Source organism: Streptomyces sp. NPDC059080 (assembly GCF_042739975.1).
Classification (GTDB): Bacteria; Actinomycetota; Actinomycetes; order Streptomycetales; family Streptomycetaceae; genus Streptomyces; species Streptomyces benahoarensis.
Genome location: NZ_JBHYGX010000014.1, coordinates 122,828 through 139,782, shown reverse-complemented (window position 1 = coordinate 139,782; position 16,955 = coordinate 122,828). Strand labels below are relative to the sequence as shown.

15 protein-coding genes are annotated in these 16,955 nt (G+C 71.7%); 4 read left to right on the top strand and 11 right to left on the bottom strand.

Annotation, left to right across the window (positions count from 1 at the left end):
* Positions 1-51 precede the first annotated feature (51 nt).
* Positions 52-1,077, bottom strand: a complete 1,026-nt coding sequence (locus ACFWWQ_RS14645) for an ATP-dependent 6-phosphofructokinase (RefSeq protein ID WP_384595508.1) — start codon at positions 1,075-1,077, stop codon at positions 52-54.
* 257 nt (positions 1,078-1,334) lie between these two features.
* On the opposite strand from ACFWWQ_RS14645, the gene pta reads away from it, so the two are divergent.
* From pta to pyk, 3 genes are read left to right on the top strand one after another with little or no spacing between them, the layout of a single operon-like run.
* Positions 1,335-3,479, top strand: coding sequence for a phosphate acetyltransferase (gene pta / locus ACFWWQ_RS14640; RefSeq protein ID WP_384595505.1), 2,145 nt, complete (start codon positions 1,335-1,337; stop codon positions 3,477-3,479).
* A gap of 39 nt (positions 3,480-3,518) precedes the next feature.
* Positions 3,519-4,730: an acetate kinase gene (locus ACFWWQ_RS14635; protein ID WP_384595502.1), complete on the top strand. Its 1,212-nt coding sequence runs from the start codon at positions 3,519-3,521 to the stop codon at positions 4,728-4,730.
* Between the two features lie 60 nt (positions 4,731-4,790).
* Positions 4,791-6,215, top strand: a complete 1,425-nt coding sequence (pyk, locus tag ACFWWQ_RS14630) for a pyruvate kinase (protein WP_384595499.1) — start codon at positions 4,791-4,793, stop codon at positions 6,213-6,215.
* Positions 6,216-6,425: 210 nt separating this feature from the next.
* On the opposite strand, the gene ACFWWQ_RS14625 is transcribed toward pyk, so the two are convergent.
* The 4 genes from ACFWWQ_RS14625 to ACFWWQ_RS14610 form a co-directional block, all read right to left on the bottom strand.
* On the bottom strand, positions 6,426-7,751 hold the full coding sequence (locus ACFWWQ_RS14625; protein ID WP_384595496.1) for a hypothetical protein: 1,326 nt from the start codon (positions 7,749-7,751) through the stop codon (positions 6,426-6,428).
* Positions 7,741-8,295: a DUF6114 domain-containing protein gene (locus tag ACFWWQ_RS14620; protein ID WP_384595493.1), complete on the bottom strand. Its 555-nt coding sequence runs from the start codon at positions 8,293-8,295 to the stop codon at positions 7,741-7,743. Before ACFWWQ_RS14620 ends, ACFWWQ_RS14625 begins: the two co-directional genes overlap by 11 nt.
* 152 nt (positions 8,296-8,447) lie before the next feature.
* Complete coding sequence (locus ACFWWQ_RS14615; RefSeq protein WP_384595490.1) at positions 8,448-9,065, bottom strand: DUF6230 family protein; 618 nt, start codon at positions 9,063-9,065, stop codon at positions 8,448-8,450.
* Positions 9,066-9,668: 603 nt separating this feature from the next.
* Positions 9,669-10,634 (bottom strand): tetratricopeptide repeat protein, encoded by a 966-nt coding sequence (locus ACFWWQ_RS14610; RefSeq protein ID WP_384595487.1) that lies wholly within the window; start codon positions 10,632-10,634, stop codon positions 9,669-9,671.
* 325 nt (positions 10,635-10,959) lie between these two features.
* On the opposite strand from ACFWWQ_RS14610, the gene ACFWWQ_RS14605 reads away from it, so the two are divergent.
* On the top strand, positions 10,960-11,613 hold the full coding sequence (locus ACFWWQ_RS14605; RefSeq protein WP_384595484.1) for a TetR/AcrR family transcriptional regulator: 654 nt from the start codon (positions 10,960-10,962) through the stop codon (positions 11,611-11,613).
* A gap of 199 nt (positions 11,614-11,812) precedes the next feature.
* On the opposite strand, the gene ACFWWQ_RS14600 is transcribed toward ACFWWQ_RS14605, so the two are convergent.
* The 6 genes from ACFWWQ_RS14600 to ACFWWQ_RS14575 form a co-directional block, all read right to left on the bottom strand.
* Positions 11,813-12,886 (bottom strand): alpha/beta fold hydrolase, encoded by a 1,074-nt coding sequence (locus ACFWWQ_RS14600; protein WP_384595481.1) that lies wholly within the window; start codon positions 12,884-12,886, stop codon positions 11,813-11,815.
* Positions 12,887-13,014: 128 nt separating this feature from the next.
* Positions 13,015-14,715 carry a methylmalonyl-CoA mutase gene (locus tag ACFWWQ_RS14595; RefSeq protein WP_384595478.1) on the bottom strand — a complete coding sequence of 567 codons (1,701 nt, stop codon included), beginning with the start codon at positions 14,713-14,715 and terminating at the stop codon, positions 13,015-13,017.
* Positions 14,716-14,872: 157 nt separating this feature from the next.
* A complete protein-coding gene (locus ACFWWQ_RS14590; protein WP_384595475.1) occupies positions 14,873-15,205 on the bottom strand; it encodes a DUF3817 domain-containing protein in 333 nt (110 codons plus the stop codon).
* 159 nt (positions 15,206-15,364) lie between these two features.
* Positions 15,365-15,874 (bottom strand): MarR family winged helix-turn-helix transcriptional regulator, encoded by a 510-nt coding sequence (locus tag ACFWWQ_RS14585; RefSeq protein ID WP_384595472.1) that lies wholly within the window; start codon positions 15,872-15,874, stop codon positions 15,365-15,367.
* Between the two features lie 253 nt (positions 15,875-16,127).
* Complete coding sequence (locus ACFWWQ_RS14580; RefSeq protein WP_384595469.1) at positions 16,128-16,451, bottom strand: MTH1187 family thiamine-binding protein; 324 nt, start codon at positions 16,449-16,451, stop codon at positions 16,128-16,130.
* Positions 16,448-16,792 carry a DUF3817 domain-containing protein gene (locus tag ACFWWQ_RS14575; RefSeq protein ID WP_384595466.1) on the bottom strand — a complete coding sequence of 115 codons (345 nt, stop codon included), beginning with the start codon at positions 16,790-16,792 and terminating at the stop codon, positions 16,448-16,450. Before ACFWWQ_RS14575 ends, ACFWWQ_RS14580 begins: the two co-directional genes overlap by 4 nt.
* Positions 16,793-16,955 lie beyond the last annotated feature (163 nt).

Genomic DNA, 16,955 nt, shown 5'->3' with positions numbered 1-16,955 from the left:
CCGTCCCCCACCGGGGCGGCGCGCCGCCGCCGTGTCCGGACGGGCCGCAGGTCAGAAGACCGACTCGGCCTCCCGCATCCGGTCGACGGGGACCCGCTTCAGCTCGGTGACCGCCTCCGCGAGCGGCACCATCGTGACGTCGGTGCCGCGCAGCGCCGTCATCTTCCCGAACTCCCCGCGGTGCGCCGCCTCGACGGCGTGCCAGCCGAAGCGGGTGGCGAGGACGCGGTCGTACGCGGTGGGGGTGCCGCCGCGCTGGACGTGGCCGAGGATGACCGGGCGGGCCTCCTTGCCGAGGCGCTTCTCCAGCTCGACGGCGAGGGCGTTGCCGATACCGGAGAACCGCTCGTGGCCGTACTGGTCGATGGCGCCCTTCTTGTAGTCCATCGTGCCGGGCGCGGGATGGGCGCCCTCGGCGACGCAGATCACGGCGAACTTCTTGCCGCGCGAGAACCGTTCCTCGACCATCCGGACCAGGTCGTTCACGTCGAATTCGCGCTCCGGCAGGCAGATGCCGTGGGCGCCGCCGGCCATACCGGACTCCAGGGCGATCCATCCGGCGTGGCGGCCCATGACCTCGACGACCATCACCCGCTGATGCGATTCGGCGGTGGTCTTGAGGCGGTCGATGGCCTCGGTGGCGACGCCGACGGCGGTGTCGAAGCCGAAGGTGCGGTCGGTGGAGGAGATGTCGTTGTCGATCGTCTTGGGGACGCCGACGACCGGCAGTCCGGCGTCCGCCAGCATCCGGGCGGCGGTCAGGGTGCCCTCGCCGCCGATCGGGATGAGGACGTCGATGCCGTGCTCGCGGGAGAAGTCCTTGGCGTTGTCGCACGCCTCGCGCAGCCGGTCGCGCTCCAGGCGGGCGGAGCCGAGGATGGTGCCGCCGCGGGCGAGGATGCCGCTGACGGCGTCCAGGTCGAGCTTGCGGTAACGCCCGTCGAGCAGTCCCTTGAAACCGTCCTCGAAGCCGATGACCTCGTCGTCGTGGCCGGTCAGGGCGCGGTGGACGACGGACCTGATCACCGCGTTCAGCCCGGGGCAGTCGCCGCCGGCGGTGAGGACTCCGATACGCATCGTGCTGTGTCTCCTGTGCTCACTGTCGGTCGCGCGGCCGGTCCGATTCTTCCACGGGGCGTCCGGGCCCGCCCTCAGCCGCCCGGCTCCCTCCCTTCTCCCGGGCCCGTTCCCTCGGGGAAACCGGGACGCGCGACCGCCCGGGAGCCGCGGGTATGGTCAAGAGGGCGAGCCCGCCATAACGGCTGTTTCCGACCCTACTCTGACTGCCCCCGGCTGATCTGACCCAGGCGACAACGGATGGACGGAGAGCACGCGTGACACGCAGTGTGTACGTGACCGGTACCGAGCGCGGCGACGGCCGTCAGGTCGTCGAGCTGGGAGTGATGGAGCTCCTGACCCGCCACGTCGACCGGGTGGGCGTCTTCCGCCCGCTGGTCCACGCCGGACCGGACCGCCTCTTCGACCTGCTGCGGGCCCGCTACCGCCTCAGCCAGCCGGCAGCATCCGCCTTCGGCCTCGGCTACGACGAGGCCGCCGGCCTCCAGGCCGAGCACGGCACCGACGAACTGGTCTCCCGGCTGGTCGAACGGTTCCACGCGGTGGCCCGGGAGTACGAGTACGTCCTGGTCCTCGGCTCGGACTACGCCGCCACCAACCTGCCGGACGATCTGGGCCTCAACGCCCGCCTCGCCAACGAGTTCGGCGCCGCGGTCATCCCGGTGGTCAGCGGTCAGGGCCAGGAGGCCGAGGCGGTGCGCGCGGAGGCCCGGAACGCCTACCGCGCCTACGCCGCGCTCGGCTGCGATGTCGTCGCCCTCGTCGTCAACCGCGTCGATCCGGGGCTCCAGAAGGCCGTCGTCGAACGGCTGGCGGCGCGGCTGCCGGTGCCGTGCTACGCGCTGCCGGAGGACGGCGCGCTCTCCGCGCCGACCGTCGGGCAGCTGGTGCACAGCCTGGGCGCGGAGGTACTGCTCGGCGACGACTCCGGGCTCGCCCGCGACGCCCGTGACTTCGTCTTCGGCGGCGCGATGCTGCCGACGTTCCTCAAGGCGCTGACGCCGGGCTGCCTGGTGGTGACGCCCGGGGACCGCGCCGACCTCGTCATCGGGTCGCTCGCCGCGCACAGCGCGGGCGCCCCGCCGATCGCCGGGGTGCTGCTCACCCTGGACGAGCGGCCCGGCCCGGACATCATGGCGCTGGCGGACCGGCTGGCGCCCGGCACCCCGGTGATCTCGGTGCCCGGCGGCTCCTTCCCGACGGCCGCGGAGCTGTTCGCCGTCGAGGGCAAGCTCAACGCCGCGGCGCCGCGCAAGGCGGAGACCGCGCTCGGCCTGTTCGAACGGCATGTGGACACCGTCGAGCTGACGAATCGTATCTCCGTGGCCCGCTCCGGCCGGGTCACGCCGATGATGTTCGAACACGAGCTGATCGAGCGCTCCCGGTCCGGGCGGCGCCGGGTGGTGCTGCCCGAGGGCGGCGAGGAGCGGGTGCTGCGCGCCGCCGATGTGCTGCTGCGCCGCGACGTCTGCGCGCTGACGCTGCTGGGCGAGGAAGAGGCGATCCGCAAGCGCGCCGCCGACCTCGCCATCGATCTGGCGGACGCCCAGATCATCGATCCGCAGTCGTCGCCGCTGCGCGAACGCTTCGCCGAGCGGTACGCGGAGCTGCGCGCCCACAAGGGCGTCGGCTACGAGCTGGCGTACGACGTCGTCGCCGATGTGTCGTACTTCGGCACACTGATGGTGCAGGAGGGCCTGGCCGACGGCATGGTCTCGGGCGCGGCGCACTCGACCGCGGCGACCATCCGCCCGGCCTTCGAGATCATCAAGACAACAGGGGCCGCGCGTCGCACGTCCGATGGGGCGGTGACGGGCGACGGGCGGGCGAAACTCGACGCGCAGATCGTCTCGTCCGTCTTCTTCATGTGCCTGGCCGACCGGGTCCTCGTCTACGGCGACTGCGCGGTCAACCCGGATCCGGACGCCGAGCAGCTCGCCGACATCGCCATCCAGTCGGCCGCCACCGCCGCGCAGTTCGGGGTGGAGCCGCGGATCGCGATGCTGTCGTACTCCACCGGTACCTCCGGCTCCGGCGCCGACGTCGACAAGGTCCGCCGCGCCACCGAACTGGTCCGCAAGCTCCGGCCGGATCTGCTGGTGGAGGGCCCGATCCAGTACGACGCGGCGGTCGACGCCTCCGTGGCGCGCACCAAGCTGCCCGGCTCCGAGGTCGCGGGCCGGGCGACGGTGCTGATCTTCCCGGACCTCAACACCGGCAACAACACGTACAAGGCGGTGCAGCGCTCGGCGGGCGCCATCGCCGTCGGACCGGTCCTCCAGGGCCTGCGCAAGCCGGTCAACGACCTGTCGCGCGGCGCGCTGGTGCAGGACATCGTCAACACCGTCGCCATCACCGCGATCCAGGCGCAGGGCGCCCCGCCCGGCGCCGGAGCCGTCTGACCCGCGCCCGCCCGTCCCGCAACCACCGGAAAGCGCTCCATGACTGCCAACCCCACCCGCGTCCTCGTCCTCAACTCCGGCTCCTCGTCGGTGAAGTACCAGCTGCTCGACATGGCGGAGAGCCGTCGGCTGGCCGTCGGTCTCGTCGAGCGGATCGGTGAGGAGACCTCGCGGCTGGTGCACACGCCGCTGGCCACCGGCGGCGCACGGCGGGTGCACGAAGGACCGATGGCCGACCACGACGCGGCGCTGAAGGCGGTCGCCGCGGAGCTGGCCGCCGACGGCCTGGGCCTCGACTCGCCGCACCTGTCCGCGATCGGGCACCGCGTGGTGCACGGCGGCCTGAAGTTCACCGAGCCGACCGTCATCGACGAGGTGGTCCTCAAGGAGATCGAGCGGCTGGTGCCGGTCGCGCCGCTGCACAATCCGGCGAACATCACCGGCATCCGCACCGCGCAGGCGCTCCGCCCGGACCTGCCGCAGATCGCCGTCTTCGACACCGCGTTCCACACCACGATGCCGGAGTACGCGGCCCGTTACGCCATCGACGTGGCCACCGCCGACGCGCACCGCATCCGCCGCTACGGCTTCCACGGCACCTCGCACGCGTATGTCTCGCGGCGCACCGCCCGGCTGCTGGGCAAGGACCCGTCCGAGGTCAACGTCATCGTGCTGCACCTGGGCAACGGCGCCTCGGCGTCGGCGGTGGCGGGCGGCCGGTGCGTCGACACCTCGATGGGGCTGACGCCGCTGGAGGGCCTGGTGATGGGCACCCGCTCCGGCGACATCGACCCGGCGGTGACGTTCCACCTCAAGCGGGTCGCCGGGATGTCCGTCGACGAGATCGACGAGCTGCTCAACAAGAGGAGCGGGCTGGTCGGGCTCTGCGGCGACAACGACATGCGGGAGATCCGGCGCCGTATCGACGAGGGCGACAAGGCCGCGGCCCTCGCCTTCGACATCTACATCCACCGGCTGAAGAAGTACCTCGGCGCCTACACCGCGGTGCTCGGCCGGGTCGACGCGGTGGCGTTCACCGCGGGCGTCGGCGAGAACGCCGCCCCGGTGCGCGCCGCGGCGATGGCCGGTCTGGAGGGTCTTGGCATGGCCGTGGACGCCGACCGCAACGCCGTACGGTCCGACGAGCCGCGGCTGATCTCGCCCGAGGACGCCCGGGTCGCGGTCGCCGTGGTCCCGACAGATGAGGAGCTGGAGATCGCCCAGCAGACATACGCGCTGGTCACCGCCTAGCTCCGCGCCCGCCTTCGGGGGAATATTCCGCTCCGAAACAAAACCGATAGGATTCAGCCCATGCGCCGTTCGAAAATCGTCTGCACCCTGGGCCCCGCCGTCGACTCCTACGACCAGCTGAAGACGCTGATCGAGGCCGGTATGAACGTGGCCCGCTTCAACATGAGCCACGGAACCCACTCGGAGCACGAGGAGCGGTACCACCGCGTCCGCAAGGCGTCCGAGGAGACCGGCCGCGCGGTGGGCGTGCTGGCCGACCTCCAGGGCCCGAAGATCCGCCTGGAGACGTTCGCCGACGGCCCCGTGGAGCTGGTGCGCGGCGACGAGTTCGTCATCACCACCGAGGACGTCCCCGGCGACAAGACCCTCTGCGGCACGACGTACAAGGGCCTGCCCGGCGACGTCTCCAAGGGCGACCCGGTCCTCATCAACGACGGCAACGTCGCGCTCCAGGTCGTCGACGTCGACGGCCCGCGGGTGCGCACCATCGTCATCGAGGGCGGCGTCATCTCCGACCACAAGGGCATCAACCTGCCCGGCGCGGCGGTCAACGTCCCCGCGCTGTCGGAGAAGGACATCGAGGACCTGAAGTTCGCGCTGGCGATGGGGTGCGACATGGTCGCGCTCTCCTTCGTCCGCGACGCCAAGGACGTCCAGGACGTGCACCGCGTGATGGACGAGGTCGGGCGCCGCGTCCCGGTCATCGCCAAGGTCGAGAAGCCGCAGGCGGTCGCCAACATGGCGGAGGTCGTCATGGCCTTCGACGCGGTGATGGTGGCCCGCGGTGACCTCGCGGTGGAGTACCCGCTGGAGAAGGTCCCGATGGTGCAGAAGCGCCTGGTGGAGCTGTGCCGCCGGAACGCCAAGCCGGTGATCGTGGCGACCCAGATGATGGAGTCGATGATCACCAACTCGCGGCCGACCCGCGCCGAGGCGTCCGACGTCGCCAACGCGATCCTGGACGGCGCGGACGCGGTCATGCTCTCCGCGGAGTCGTCGGTCGGCGCGTACCCGATCGAGACCGTCAAGACGATGTCGAAGATCGTCGAGGCGGCCGAGGAGGAGCTGCTGTCGAAGGGCCTGCAGCCGCTGGTCCCGGGCAAGAAGCCGCGGACGCAGGGCGGCGCGGTGGCCCGCGCGGCGTGCGAGATGGCGGACTTCCTCAGCGGCAAGGCGCTGGTGGCGTTCACCAAGTCCGGTGACACCGCCCGCCGGCTCTCCCGCTACCGCGCGGCCCAGCCGATCCTGGCCTTCACCACCGACGCCGCCACCCGCAACCAGCTCGCGCTGAGCTGGGGCGTGGAGACGTTCGTGGTGCGGCACGTCGACAACACCGACGCGATGGTCGACCTCGTCGATGCGGAGCTGCTCAAGCTCCAGCGGTACAACGAGGGCGACACCATGATCATCACGGCCGGTTCGCCCCCCGGCGTCCCCGGCACCACCAACATGGTGCGCGTCCACCGTCTGGGCGGCGAGAGCTGATCCGGCGCAGGTGACGCACAACGGCGGTGGGCGGCCCCCGCCCGGCCCAGGGGGGGCCCCCCCCCACCCACGACTGCCCAAAGGGGGAGATAGGCGCCGGGCGCCCCCCGGGGGGGCGGGCCCGGCGCGCGCCGGCGCGGCCCCCCCCCCCCCCGGGCCCCCCCCCCCCGCCCGGGGCCCCCCCCCCCCCCCCCCCCGTTCTCCGTTCTCTCAGCTGTTCTCGATGGTCTCGTGCAGCCCGGGGACGTGCAGGGTGCCGCCGAACTGTCCCGCCTGGGCGAGCTTCACCTTGGTGAAGAACGCGAACGGGATGTTGATGGGCGGCGGGTGCTCCGGGTCGAAGACGATCGGGATCAGCCCGAAGAGGTTGCCTTGGAGCCGCTCGGTGTAGAGCGTGACCTGCCCGTCGCGGATGGTCGACGTGGAGCCCGGCGTGGACCGGACGTGGTACTTGAGGCCGTTCGGCCCGTCCACGATCTGGTGCAGGTCACCGATGTCGATGCCACCGGCGGTGAACTTCAGCGCCTGCTTGGTCCGCCCGCTCGGCGTCCGGAGGTTGACCACGCCCTTGTAGTCGAGTTCCTTCAACGTCAGCGACGTGGCTTCCAGGTGCCAGGGGTCCTCCGGCACGGCGGCCGGGGGCTGTTCGTCCGTACCGTCCGATGTCTTCTCGACGACGCACGGGAACGGCTTCTTCCCGTCCGCGTCCGGCGCACCGGGGCCGGCCGTCGCACCGGCCGTGGGCCCGGCGGCGTCGCCCTTCCCCTCGGTGGCCTCGTCCGCCGTGTCCCGCCCCGGCTCCGTGACCTTGTCGGCCGCGTCCTGTACGGGGTCGGCGGTCTTCCCGGACGACGGCTTCGAGGGTTTCGACTGCTTCGAGGGGTCCGGCTGTTTCGACGGGTCCGACGTCGCGGTCGGGCTCGGGCCCGGCGGCGCGGCGTCCTTGCCGCTCTCCGTGCCGGAGTCCTTCGCGCCGCCGGGCGTGAAGGCGTCCTCGATCTTCTTGCCCCAGCCCAGCGGGTCGTACCAGGGGTTGCCTTCGTCGTCCGTGGGGGACGACGACGGGGTGGTGGACGGGGACGGCGCGGAGCCGGTGTCCTCGCCCCCGGACACGGAGCCGGACGGCGACGGCGAGGCGTCGGGCGACGGCGTGCCCGGCCCCGGCGCCTTCCCCTTCTCCCCGTCCTCAGCGGCCTTCTTCTTGACTGCCTCGGCGGCCTTGGCGTCCTTGGCGGCCTTCTCCGCTGCGGCCTTCTTCTTGGCGGCCTTCTCCTTGGCCTGCGCCTCCTGCTCCTGCTGGTCCGGAGCGGTGACGCACGGGCCGTCCTTGAAGGGGCTCTTGGGCGCCGGCTTGGCCACCGCCAGCTGGGGCGTGAACCCCATGCCCATGAGCACGGCGGACGGCATCGCGGCGATGGCTATCGCCTTGCCCGCGGGCACATGGAACCGCGTCAGCAGCGGCTTCTTCGGCGCCGCGTGCCTCGGTCCGGATCTCGCCCCGGCGGCTGCGTTCTCGTGCAGCTCGTCACCCGGCACGGTGCCTCCCGTTCGTTCCGTTGGTCGGGCTCGTTCCTGACAGGTCGTCCAGTCCGTCGCCCGATCCCGGAGCCGCACCGGCCGCGACCGGCTGCCCGCCGACCGCCGCGCCGGCCCACGCGCCCTGCGGCCCGCCGCCCGCCGCCGCCCGGCCCGGCGCCCACGAGACGCCGAGCGCCCCGCCGAACAGTCCCAGCAGGAAGCCGACGAGGAAGGCACCGAAGTTCGAGACGACCAGGGAGACGAGGGACAGCAGGATGGCCGCCACCCCCGCGAAGACCCGCGAGGCCGGCTGGAACCACAGGGTCAGACCGAGCACGACCAACAGCACGCCGATGATCAGCGATCCGGCGCCGGCGGTGGTCGCCATGCGCACGGTCAGCGAGCCGATCGTGAGATTGGCGTAGGGAAAGTACATGATCGGCAGACCGGCCAGCAGCGTCAGAAGACCGGCCCAGAACGGGCGTTGCCCACGCCACTGCCGGAACGCGAGACGCTTCCGTCCGAGGTTCTCGTTCAGTCCTGGTCGCGTGTCGGCGCTCATGCCATACCTTCGCTTCGTTCGGCCCCGCATCCACGCGGCGCGCACGGTGGTTCTGGGCTGGACTACGTGACTGCTGACATCGTCGGCGGACAGGCGCGGGGTCACCACGGCGCGGCCGCACTCTCGCGCCCCGCGCCCGTACGCTCAGCGCGTCAGTAGCACTCGTTCTTGCCCTTGCTGACCTTCATCTGAAGGCCACTCAGCTTGAACGTGCCGGCCGTGGTCGCCCACGCCGTCTGCTTGACGCCGGTCAGCGTGGCCTTGTCGGCTTCCTGGGCGAACGAACCCGGGTCGGCCTTGTCGCCCTTCTTCATGCCGGGGCCCTTGGACGTCGACCCCGCGGCCACACCGATGTTGATGTTCTTGAAGGTCGCATCGGCATTCAGCTGATCGAGGTCGATGTAGAGGTTCTTCGCCACGACCGGTGTGGCACCGCCACCCGCCGTCAGCTTCATCGACACATCGCCGAAGACCGGCACCGGCACGACGACCGACTGGCACAGATTCTTGATCTTGGCGTCGGAGAACGCCGAGACCGCGACCGGTACCTGCTTGCCGTCCTTCTGGGCGTCAACCGCTCCGTACTGAACGAAGCCGGTGCCGTCCAGCCGGTCGGTGCTGACCTTGAACTGCTGGCCGGACACGCTGAACGATGCCGCGAGGGCGCCCTGCGACAGGGCGACGCCTATCGCGGCGGTCGCCGCGACGCTGGGCACCATGACGACGGCGAACCGCTTCCATCTGGTCCCGCCACGAGCCAGGGACTCCATGACTTTCCTCCTTCTCGGACGTACATCTCCGGCACCGGCGGACTCGGTCGAGTTCCGCGGTACCCGGGATGGGAGAAGTGCTACGTCCTCGGGAAGGAGAGCGCCCGTGCTCGAAAGGCGCATGGCGTTCCGAATACCGGCGATCACCCCCGAGCGACAACCACTGGCCACGCTCTCGCGCAACCTCCTGGGCAGGCCCTGCCGTTGATGGCGGGGACCCCCCTGCCCACGGTCGGCAACAGGGGCCGCCGACCCACTCGGTGGGGACCCATCTGCCCGTGGTACCGGCCGGCTGCCGGACTACGGAGATGGACCGAGCGTGGCCGATCGTGGTGCATTCCACGCCGCCGCACAAGGGGTTCGTTACTTGCGGGTAACGGACAGATCACCGGGGCACGACCGACCGATATCGCCCGGGCACACAGCGTCGCCGCGCTCGACCCGGAAATACAGGACATCCGCGGCCATATGCCGACACATCATCCCGTCGGGCTTACTACGAGTAACAGCGGCCACGATTGCCAAGATTTGGCAAAGCGTGGCCGCTGATCGTTTCACCCGAGCGGCGTACGCCCCGGTCGGCGGGCGGGCCCTTGGGGACCGTCAGAAAAGGACCCGGGCCAGCGCGGTACGCGCCGAGACGACCCGCGGATCGTCCGTGCCGATCACCTCGAACAGCTCCAGCAGCCGCACCCGGGCGGCCTCCCGGTCGTCACCGGCGGAGCGCTTGACCGTGTCGACGAGACGGCCGAAGGCGTCCTCGACATGACCGCCGACGAGATCGAGGTCGGCGGCGCGGATCTGCGCCTGCACATCGGACGGGTTCTCCGCGGCGGCCTTGCGGACGCCGGCGGGGACGAGGTCCTGCACCCGGCGCAGCAGTTCGGCCTGGGCAAGACCGAGCTTCGCCTCAGGATTGGCGGAATCGTCGGAGAGGACGTTCTTGTACGCCTGCACGGCGCCGCCCAGATCGCCGGCGTCCAGCGCGGCGCCGGCCGCCGCCAGCGCCGCGTCGTACGGACCGGCCGGGGCCTCGGCGGGGGCCGGGTCGCCCGCGGCCTGCGGGTCGACGGGGACACCGACGATGCCGAACTGCTGCTCGGCGGCCTGGACCAGCTGGTCGAGCACCTGGCGGATCTGCGCCTCGGGGGCCGCGCCCTGGAACAGCGGGATGGGCTGCCCGGCGACGACGGCGAAGACCGCGGGGATGCCCTGCACACCGAACTGCTGGAAGAGCATCTGGTTGGCGTCGACGTCGACCTTGGCGAGCACGAACTTTCCGGCGTACTCACCGGCCAGCCGCTCCAGCAGCGGACCCAGCTGCTTGCACGGCTCGCACCATTCGGCCCAGAAGTCGAGGACGACCGGCACTTCGGTGGAGCGCTGCAGGACATCCTGCTGGAACCCCGCCTCGTCGACGTTGATCACCAAGGAAGTGCCGGCGGTGGGCGTTTCGCCCGTGCGCGCCGCCTCGGCGCGCGCCTGCTCGGCCTTCTGCTTCGCCTCCCCGGCGGCCTTCACCGCTGCGAGGTCGACGACTCCGCTCATGGACATGTTGCGTGGCTGCATGGGTCCATCCTCCCCCCTGAGCGGCCCGTTCCGGAAAGCGATACCGAAAATCCGGCCCGCGGGCCGCACCGGATCCTCTTCCCGGGCGCTCCGGCCGTCCGTACACTCCGCCGGAATGCGGTGCACGGCCGGGCCTGGCGCCCGATTCCGGCCCCTCACGGGGCCCCTGCGTGGCCGCGGGTCCCCACCCGGGCCGATGTGATCGTCGCTCTTACGCTACGACCCGTAGCGTAACTGCTGGTGGTCCCGCGGCGGCACCCCCGCCGGAGAGCCGCCGTCGTGATCTGCCTCACGACCCGCACCGAGAACGGTGCTACTGGCCGGTATGGTCGCCCGCATGCCGCACTCCTGCCCCCGGAAACGCCGCACGGGCCGCCCGCGCAGTGCCGAGACCGACCGCGCGATCCTCGACGCGGCACGGGCCGCCCTGGTCGAGCTGGGCTGGGGCCGGTTCACCATGGGCGATGTCGCCGCCCGCGCCGGGGTCGCCAAGACCACGCTCTACCGCCGCTGGGCCAACAAGAACGAACTGGTCGTCGACGCCGTCGCGGTCCTCTTCGACGAGCTGGAACTCCCCGACCGCGGCAGCCTCCAGGCCGATATCGAGGGCGTGGTCCTCCAGTTCGGCAGGTTGCTGGAGCGGCCGGAGACGAAGACGGCGCTGATGGCGGTGGTCGCCGAGTCGACGACCGACGCGGCACTGCGCGAACGCATCCGCACCGCCATCGTCGACCGGCAGATACGCCTGGTGGTCCTGGGCCGCGAACGCGCCCAGCACCGCGGCGAACTCCCCCCGGACCCGCCCGACCACGACGGCGCCCGGGCCGCCGCCGAGACGGTCGGCCTGATCTTCGACGTCATCGCCGGCACGGTCGTCCACCGCACCCTGGTCTCCGCGGAACCGGTCGACACCGTCTGGGCCCGCCGCCTCGCCACCGTCCTGCTGGCGGGGCTGGCCGGACTGGCGGGGCCGGGCTGAGGGGGCGGGGGTCCGTAGGGCGGGCCCCGTAGGGCGGATCCCGTAGGGCGGATCCCGTAGGGCGGATCCCGTAGGGGTTCGGCGGGCCCCTCGCGGGCCAACTACCCGCCGGACCAGCGGATTTAACGCTTCCACCCGACGCCCCCCGAAACCCGACGCCCCCCGAACTCGCCCCTCCCCCGGGCCCGCCCCGTCCCCCCTACTTCTCCCGCCAGGCGCAACTGCCCAGCGTGGCGCGCCCCTCGGCGAGCAGTCGTCGGGCGTCCGCCGCCGGTGCCATGGCGCTGTGGCCGCGGTGGCAGACGACCGTGCGGTCGCCGCGGCCCGCGAGGTCGACGAGGATCTGGTCCCAGTGGCGGTACTGCACGTCGTGCCCGGTGTCCGCGTACGAACGGACCACCGGCGCGGCCGGCAGCTGCCGCTGCCAGGTGGCGAGGGTGGCGGGCGGCACGGTGGTGTCCTTCTTGCCGCCGTAGAGGTACACCGGCGCGGTCAGCCGCGACAGGTCCGGGCCCGGCCGCTCGCAGTAGAGCCGCTGCTCGTGCACCTGGGGCGCGGGATCGGCTTTCTGCCCGCGCTGGTGGTAGGTGCGGGCGCCCTCCTCGTACGCGGTGTCGGCGAAGCCGGGGATCCGCTTCGTCGGACTGTCGTCGGGGAACGCCCACCAGACGCGCGGATCGGCGATCTGATCCTTGACTGCGGCGGCCAGCTGTTCGTCCGACAGCGCGCAGTAGTCGGGCCGGGCCCCGTACGGCGGCAGCGCGGCGGCCAGGTGCAGCGCCTGGATGCGCTGCGGCGCCCGCGCGGCCAGCTCGGCGGCGTACGGCCCGCCGCCGGAGATGGCGATCACGCTGACCTTGCGGACGCCGAGGCGGTCGAGGACCGCGAGGGCGTCCTCGGCGAAGTCGGCCTTGCCCAGGTGCGGGTCGTAGGCGGTGTCGCCGAAGCCGTTCCGTTCGACGGATATCAGCCGCAGCCCCAGCGATTCGCGGGTGCTGCGGAAGAAGTCGGTCATATGGGCGGCGCGGGCGCTGGTGCCCGTACCGCCGAGGAAGAGCACCGGACGGCCGTCGCGCGGACCGTCGTCGATGTAGTGGGCGGTCCGCCCGGAGGCGAGACGCACGGCCTCGACCTCGGGTCCGAGCGGGTCGAACTCGTCCTGGACCCGGGCCGGCCGGCCGTCCGTGCCGGCCGGCACGGACGGCGCGGCACTCGCGACGGCGGACCCGCCCAGCAACACCGCCGCGAGCACGGCGGCGGACGCGGCACACACAGTACGAACTGTTCTCTTCACACGTTCTCCCGGTACGACGAGGGGCACACAACTGCCTGCACCTACCCCGAAGTTCCGGGAGAACGCCTGGTCATGGGCGGGATGCGCGGCGGACGGCCACGCTCCGCTCAGAACCCGGCGGGCTCGGTGTAAACCCCCCACTCATCCCGCAGCACATTGCAGATCTCGCCGAGGGTGGCCTCGGCGCGGACCGCCTCCAGCATGGGTTCGATCATGTTGCCGCCGGTGCGGGCGGCGGTGAGCATCGCGCCGAGGGAGGCGGTGACGCGGGCGTCGTCGCGGGCGGCCTTGCGGTCGGTGAGGGTGCGGACCTGTTCGCGTTCGACCTCGTGGCTGACGCGGAGGATCTCCAGGTCGCCGGTGACCGAGCCGTGGTGGCAGTTGACCCCCACGACCTTCTTGTCGCCCTTCTCCAGGGACTGCTGGTAACGGAAGGCGGATTCGGCGATCTCGCCGGTGAACCAGCCGTCCTCGATGCCGCGCAGGATGCCGGAGGTGACCGGGCCGATGGAGTGCTGTCCGTCCGGGACGGCCCGGGCGCCGCGCTCCTTGATCCGGTCGAAGATCTTCTCGGCGTCCGCCTCGATCCGGTCGGTGAGCTGCTCGATGAACCACGAACCGCCCAGCGGGTCTGCGACGTTGGCGACGCCGGTCTCCTCCATCAGCACCTGCTGGGTACGGAGCGCGATCTCGGCGGCCTGTTCGCTGGGGAGCGCCAGGGTCTCGTCGAGGGCGTTGGTGTGCAGGGAGTTGGTGCCGCCGAGGACCGCGGCGAGCGCCTCGACGGCGGTGCGGACGACGTTGTTGTACGGCTGCTGGGCGGTGAGCGAGACCCCGGCGGTCTGGGTGTGGAACCGTAGCCACTGCGCCTTCTCGCTGGTCGCGCCGTAGACGTCGCGCATCCAGCGGGCCCAGATGCGGCGCGCGGCGCGGAACTTGGCGATCTCCTCGAAGAAGTCGAGGTGCGCGTCGAAGAAGAAGGACAGGCCGGGCGCGAAGGTGTTGACGTCCAGGCCACGGCTGAGGCCCAGCTCGACGTAGCCGAAGCCGTCGGCGAGGGTGTACGCCAGCTCCTGCGCGGCCGTCGCCCCGGCCTCGCGGATGTGGTAGCCGGAGACGGAGAGCGGCTTGTACGCGGGGATCTTCGCCGCGCAGTGCTCCATCAGGTCGCCGATCAGCCGCAGATGCGGCTCGGGCGGGAAGAGCCACTCCTTCTGGGCGATGTACTCCTTGAAGATGTCCGTCTGGAGGGTGCCGTTGAGGACGGCGGGGTCGACGCCCTGGCGTTCGGCGGCGACAAGGTACATGCAGAAGACGGGGACGGCGGGGCCGCTGATCGTCATGGAGGTGGTGACATCGGCGAGCGGGATGTCCCGGAAGAGGATCTCCATGTCGGCGGCGGAGTCGATGGCGACGCCGCAGTGGCCGACCTCGCCGAGCGCGCGCGGGTCGTCGGAGTCGCGGCCCATCAGCGTCGGCATGTCGAAGGCGACGGAGAGGCCGCCGCCGCCCGCCTCCAGGATCATCTTGTACCGCTCGTTGGTCTGCTCGGCGTTGCCGAAGCCGGCGAACTGGCGGATGGTCCAGGTGCGGCCCCGGTAGCCGGTGGGGTACAGCCCGCGGGTGAAGGGGTACTCGCCGGGCCAGCCGATCCGCTCGAAGCCGTCGACGGTGTCGCCGGGGCGCGGGCCGTAGACGGGCTCCACGGGGTCGCCCGAGAGCGTGGTGAAGTCCGCATCGCGCTTACGGGCGGAGTCGTACCGGGCCTGCCAGCGGCGGCGGCCCTCTTCGATCGCGTCGGCGTCCATACCCCGAATTTACTAGGACGTCCTAGTACTTGTCGATGGGAAGCCGCCGTCGTGTCCGCCGCACCGGGGCCCGTACGGGTTCCGCACCTGCCCTGAACAGCGCGAACGCGCCCGTCCCCGAGTGGGGAGGGCGCGTGGCTGCCGTGGTGCGGCGCGGTCAGACCTTGACCGGCTGCGGTGTCCCGTCCTGGAGCTGCGGCCGGATCTCGGCGACGACCTGGCGCTCGACGAAGAACGCGGCGGTCGGGATGGTGCCAGCGATCAGCACCCACAGCAGCTTGCCGAACTTCCACTTCGCCTTGGAGCCCAGGTCGAAGGCGAAGACGAGGTAGATGATGAACAGCACGCCGTGGATCTGGGAGACGACGAGGGTGAGGTCCTTGCCCGCACCGAATCCGTACTTGGCCACCATGCAGGCGCACAGGACGAGGAGCATGACGGCGGTGGCGTAGGCCATCACCCGGTAGCGGGTCAGGACGCTGGGCTTCATGCCCCCGAGCGTAACCGGACCTCCTGGGGCGATCTTCGCCACCCCCGTGGCGTGCCGGCGGCCGGTCCGGTGCGCGACGGAAAGGGCAGGTGACGCCTTGGACGGGCGGCCGGGCGGGGCCCCGGCGCGGGGCCGGGCGGCTCCCGGCGGGCGGCCCGGTCAGTCCGCGGCGAAGTCGCCCGCGGCGACCCGCAGCGGGCGGAGCATCGCGAAGATCTCCGCGCACTCCTCGGCGTCGTAGGCGCCCAGGCCGAAGTCCATCCCCATCAGGTCGCGGGTGGCGGCGTCGCACACCTCGCGGCCCTTGCCGGTGATGGTGGCGAGGGTGCCGCGGCCGTCGTTGGGATTGGGCCGCTTGGCGACCAGACCCGACGTGACCAGCCGGTCGACGGTGTTGGTGACCGAGGTCGGGTGGACCATCAGCCGCTCGCCGATCTTCGACATCGGCAGCTCCCCCGCCTTCGAGAAGGTGAGCAGCACCAGCGCCTCGTAGCGCGCGAAAGTCAGCCCGTACGGCTTGACCACCGCGTCCACCTCGGAGAGCAGGATCTGGTGGGCCCGCATGATCGAGGTGATCGCGGACATCGACGGCACGGCTCCCCAGCGCTGCTGCCAGAGTTCATCGGCGCGCGCGATGGGATCGAAAGCAAGACTGAGCGGCTTCGGCACGCCGTCGACCCTACCGGGCGGTCATATACCGGTCGGACGCGTCTCGGGATGCGGGCGACCCCCACCGTGCTTCCCGGAAGGTGAACGGCCCGGCCCGGCGCCCCCCCCCGCCCCCCCCCGGGGGGGGGGGGCGGGGGGGGGGGGGGGGGGGGCGCGGGGGCGGGGGGGGGGGGCGCCCGGTCCCGTACGGGTGGGGCGTCGGACGGGCGGGCCGTCGGGTGGCGCGGCGGTGCGGGGCCGGGGCCGCGCGAGGTCAGGCCGGGGCCTCGCCGTCCGCCGGGGCGTCGGCGGCGAGGTGGCGTTCGACGGTGGCGACCTTCGAGGTCAGGCCGTCGGTGACGCCCGGCCGGAGGTCGGCCTTGAGGACCAGGGAGACCCGGCCCGCGCGGGCCTCGACGGCGGCGACGGCGCGCTTGACGACGTCCATCACCTCGTCCCACTCGCCCTCGATCGAGGTGAACATGGCATCGGTGCGGTTCGGCAGGCCGGACTCGCGGACGACGCGGACGGCGTCGGCGACGTACTCACCGACATCCTCGCCCACACCCAGCGGGCTGACCGAGAAAGCGACGATCATGCGTTGGCCGTGCCTTCCCGGCGGGCGCGGGCGGCGATGACAGAGCTCTCGGCCTCACGCTTCAGCTTCCGCTCGGCGAAGAACCCGCCGGTGGGCAGCACCGAGAGGAGGAAGTAGAGGGCGGCGGTCTTCAGGTCCCACTTGGTGCGGTTCCAGGCGTCCAGCCAGAACACGACGTACAGGATGAACAGCACGCCGTGGACCATGCCCATGACCATGACGCCGTCGAAGCTGGTGGTGCGCTTGAGGACCGAGCAGCACAGCAGCAGGAGGAAGGAGATCGCCTCGGGGGCGGAGATCAGGCGGAGCCGGTGCAGTGCGGCGGCGGTCTTGATGTCCACGGGAACCTCGTTCGGGTGGCAGGGGGCGACAGGCGGAGGGGAGGGCGCGTCTTTCCGGTCTTCGTGTCACCGCCCCCCCAGTCGCGGGCTACCCGCCCCCCGCGTTGTGGGGGGTGTCGCACACCGGGCTCGCGTGGTGAGACACCCACCCGGCGCCCGCGGG

Coding starts and splice junctions, on each gene's coding strand:
- ACFWWQ_RS14645 (WP_384595508.1), bottom strand. CDS start 1,077: ATGCGTATCGGAGTCCTCACCGCCGGCGGCGACTGCCCCGGGCTGAAC.
- ACFWWQ_RS14635 (WP_384595502.1), top strand. CDS start 3,519: ATGACTGCCAACCCCACCCGCGTCCTCGTCCTCAACTCCGGCTCCTCG.
- pyk (WP_384595499.1), top strand. CDS start 4,791: ATGCGCCGTTCGAAAATCGTCTGCACCCTGGGCCCCGCCGTCGACTCC.
- ACFWWQ_RS14620 (WP_384595493.1), bottom strand. CDS start 8,295: ATGAGCGCCGACACGCGACCAGGACTGAACGAGAACCTCGGACGGAAG.
- ACFWWQ_RS14615 (WP_384595490.1), bottom strand. CDS start 9,065: ATGGAGTCCCTGGCTCGTGGCGGGACCAGATGGAAGCGGTTCGCCGTC.
- ACFWWQ_RS14610 (WP_384595487.1), bottom strand. CDS start 10,634: ATGCAGCCACGCAACATGTCCATGAGCGGAGTCGTCGACCTCGCAGCG.
- ACFWWQ_RS14605 (WP_384595484.1), top strand. CDS start 10,960: ATGGTCGCCCGCATGCCGCACTCCTGCCCCCGGAAACGCCGCACGGGC.
- ACFWWQ_RS14595 (WP_384595478.1), bottom strand. CDS start 14,715: ATGGACGCCGACGCGATCGAAGAGGGCCGCCGCCGCTGGCAGGCCCGG.
- ACFWWQ_RS14590 (WP_384595475.1), bottom strand. CDS start 15,205: ATGAAGCCCAGCGTCCTGACCCGCTACCGGGTGATGGCCTACGCCACC.
- ACFWWQ_RS14580 (WP_384595469.1), bottom strand. CDS start 16,451: ATGATCGTCGCTTTCTCGGTCAGCCCGCTGGGTGTGGGCGAGGATGTC.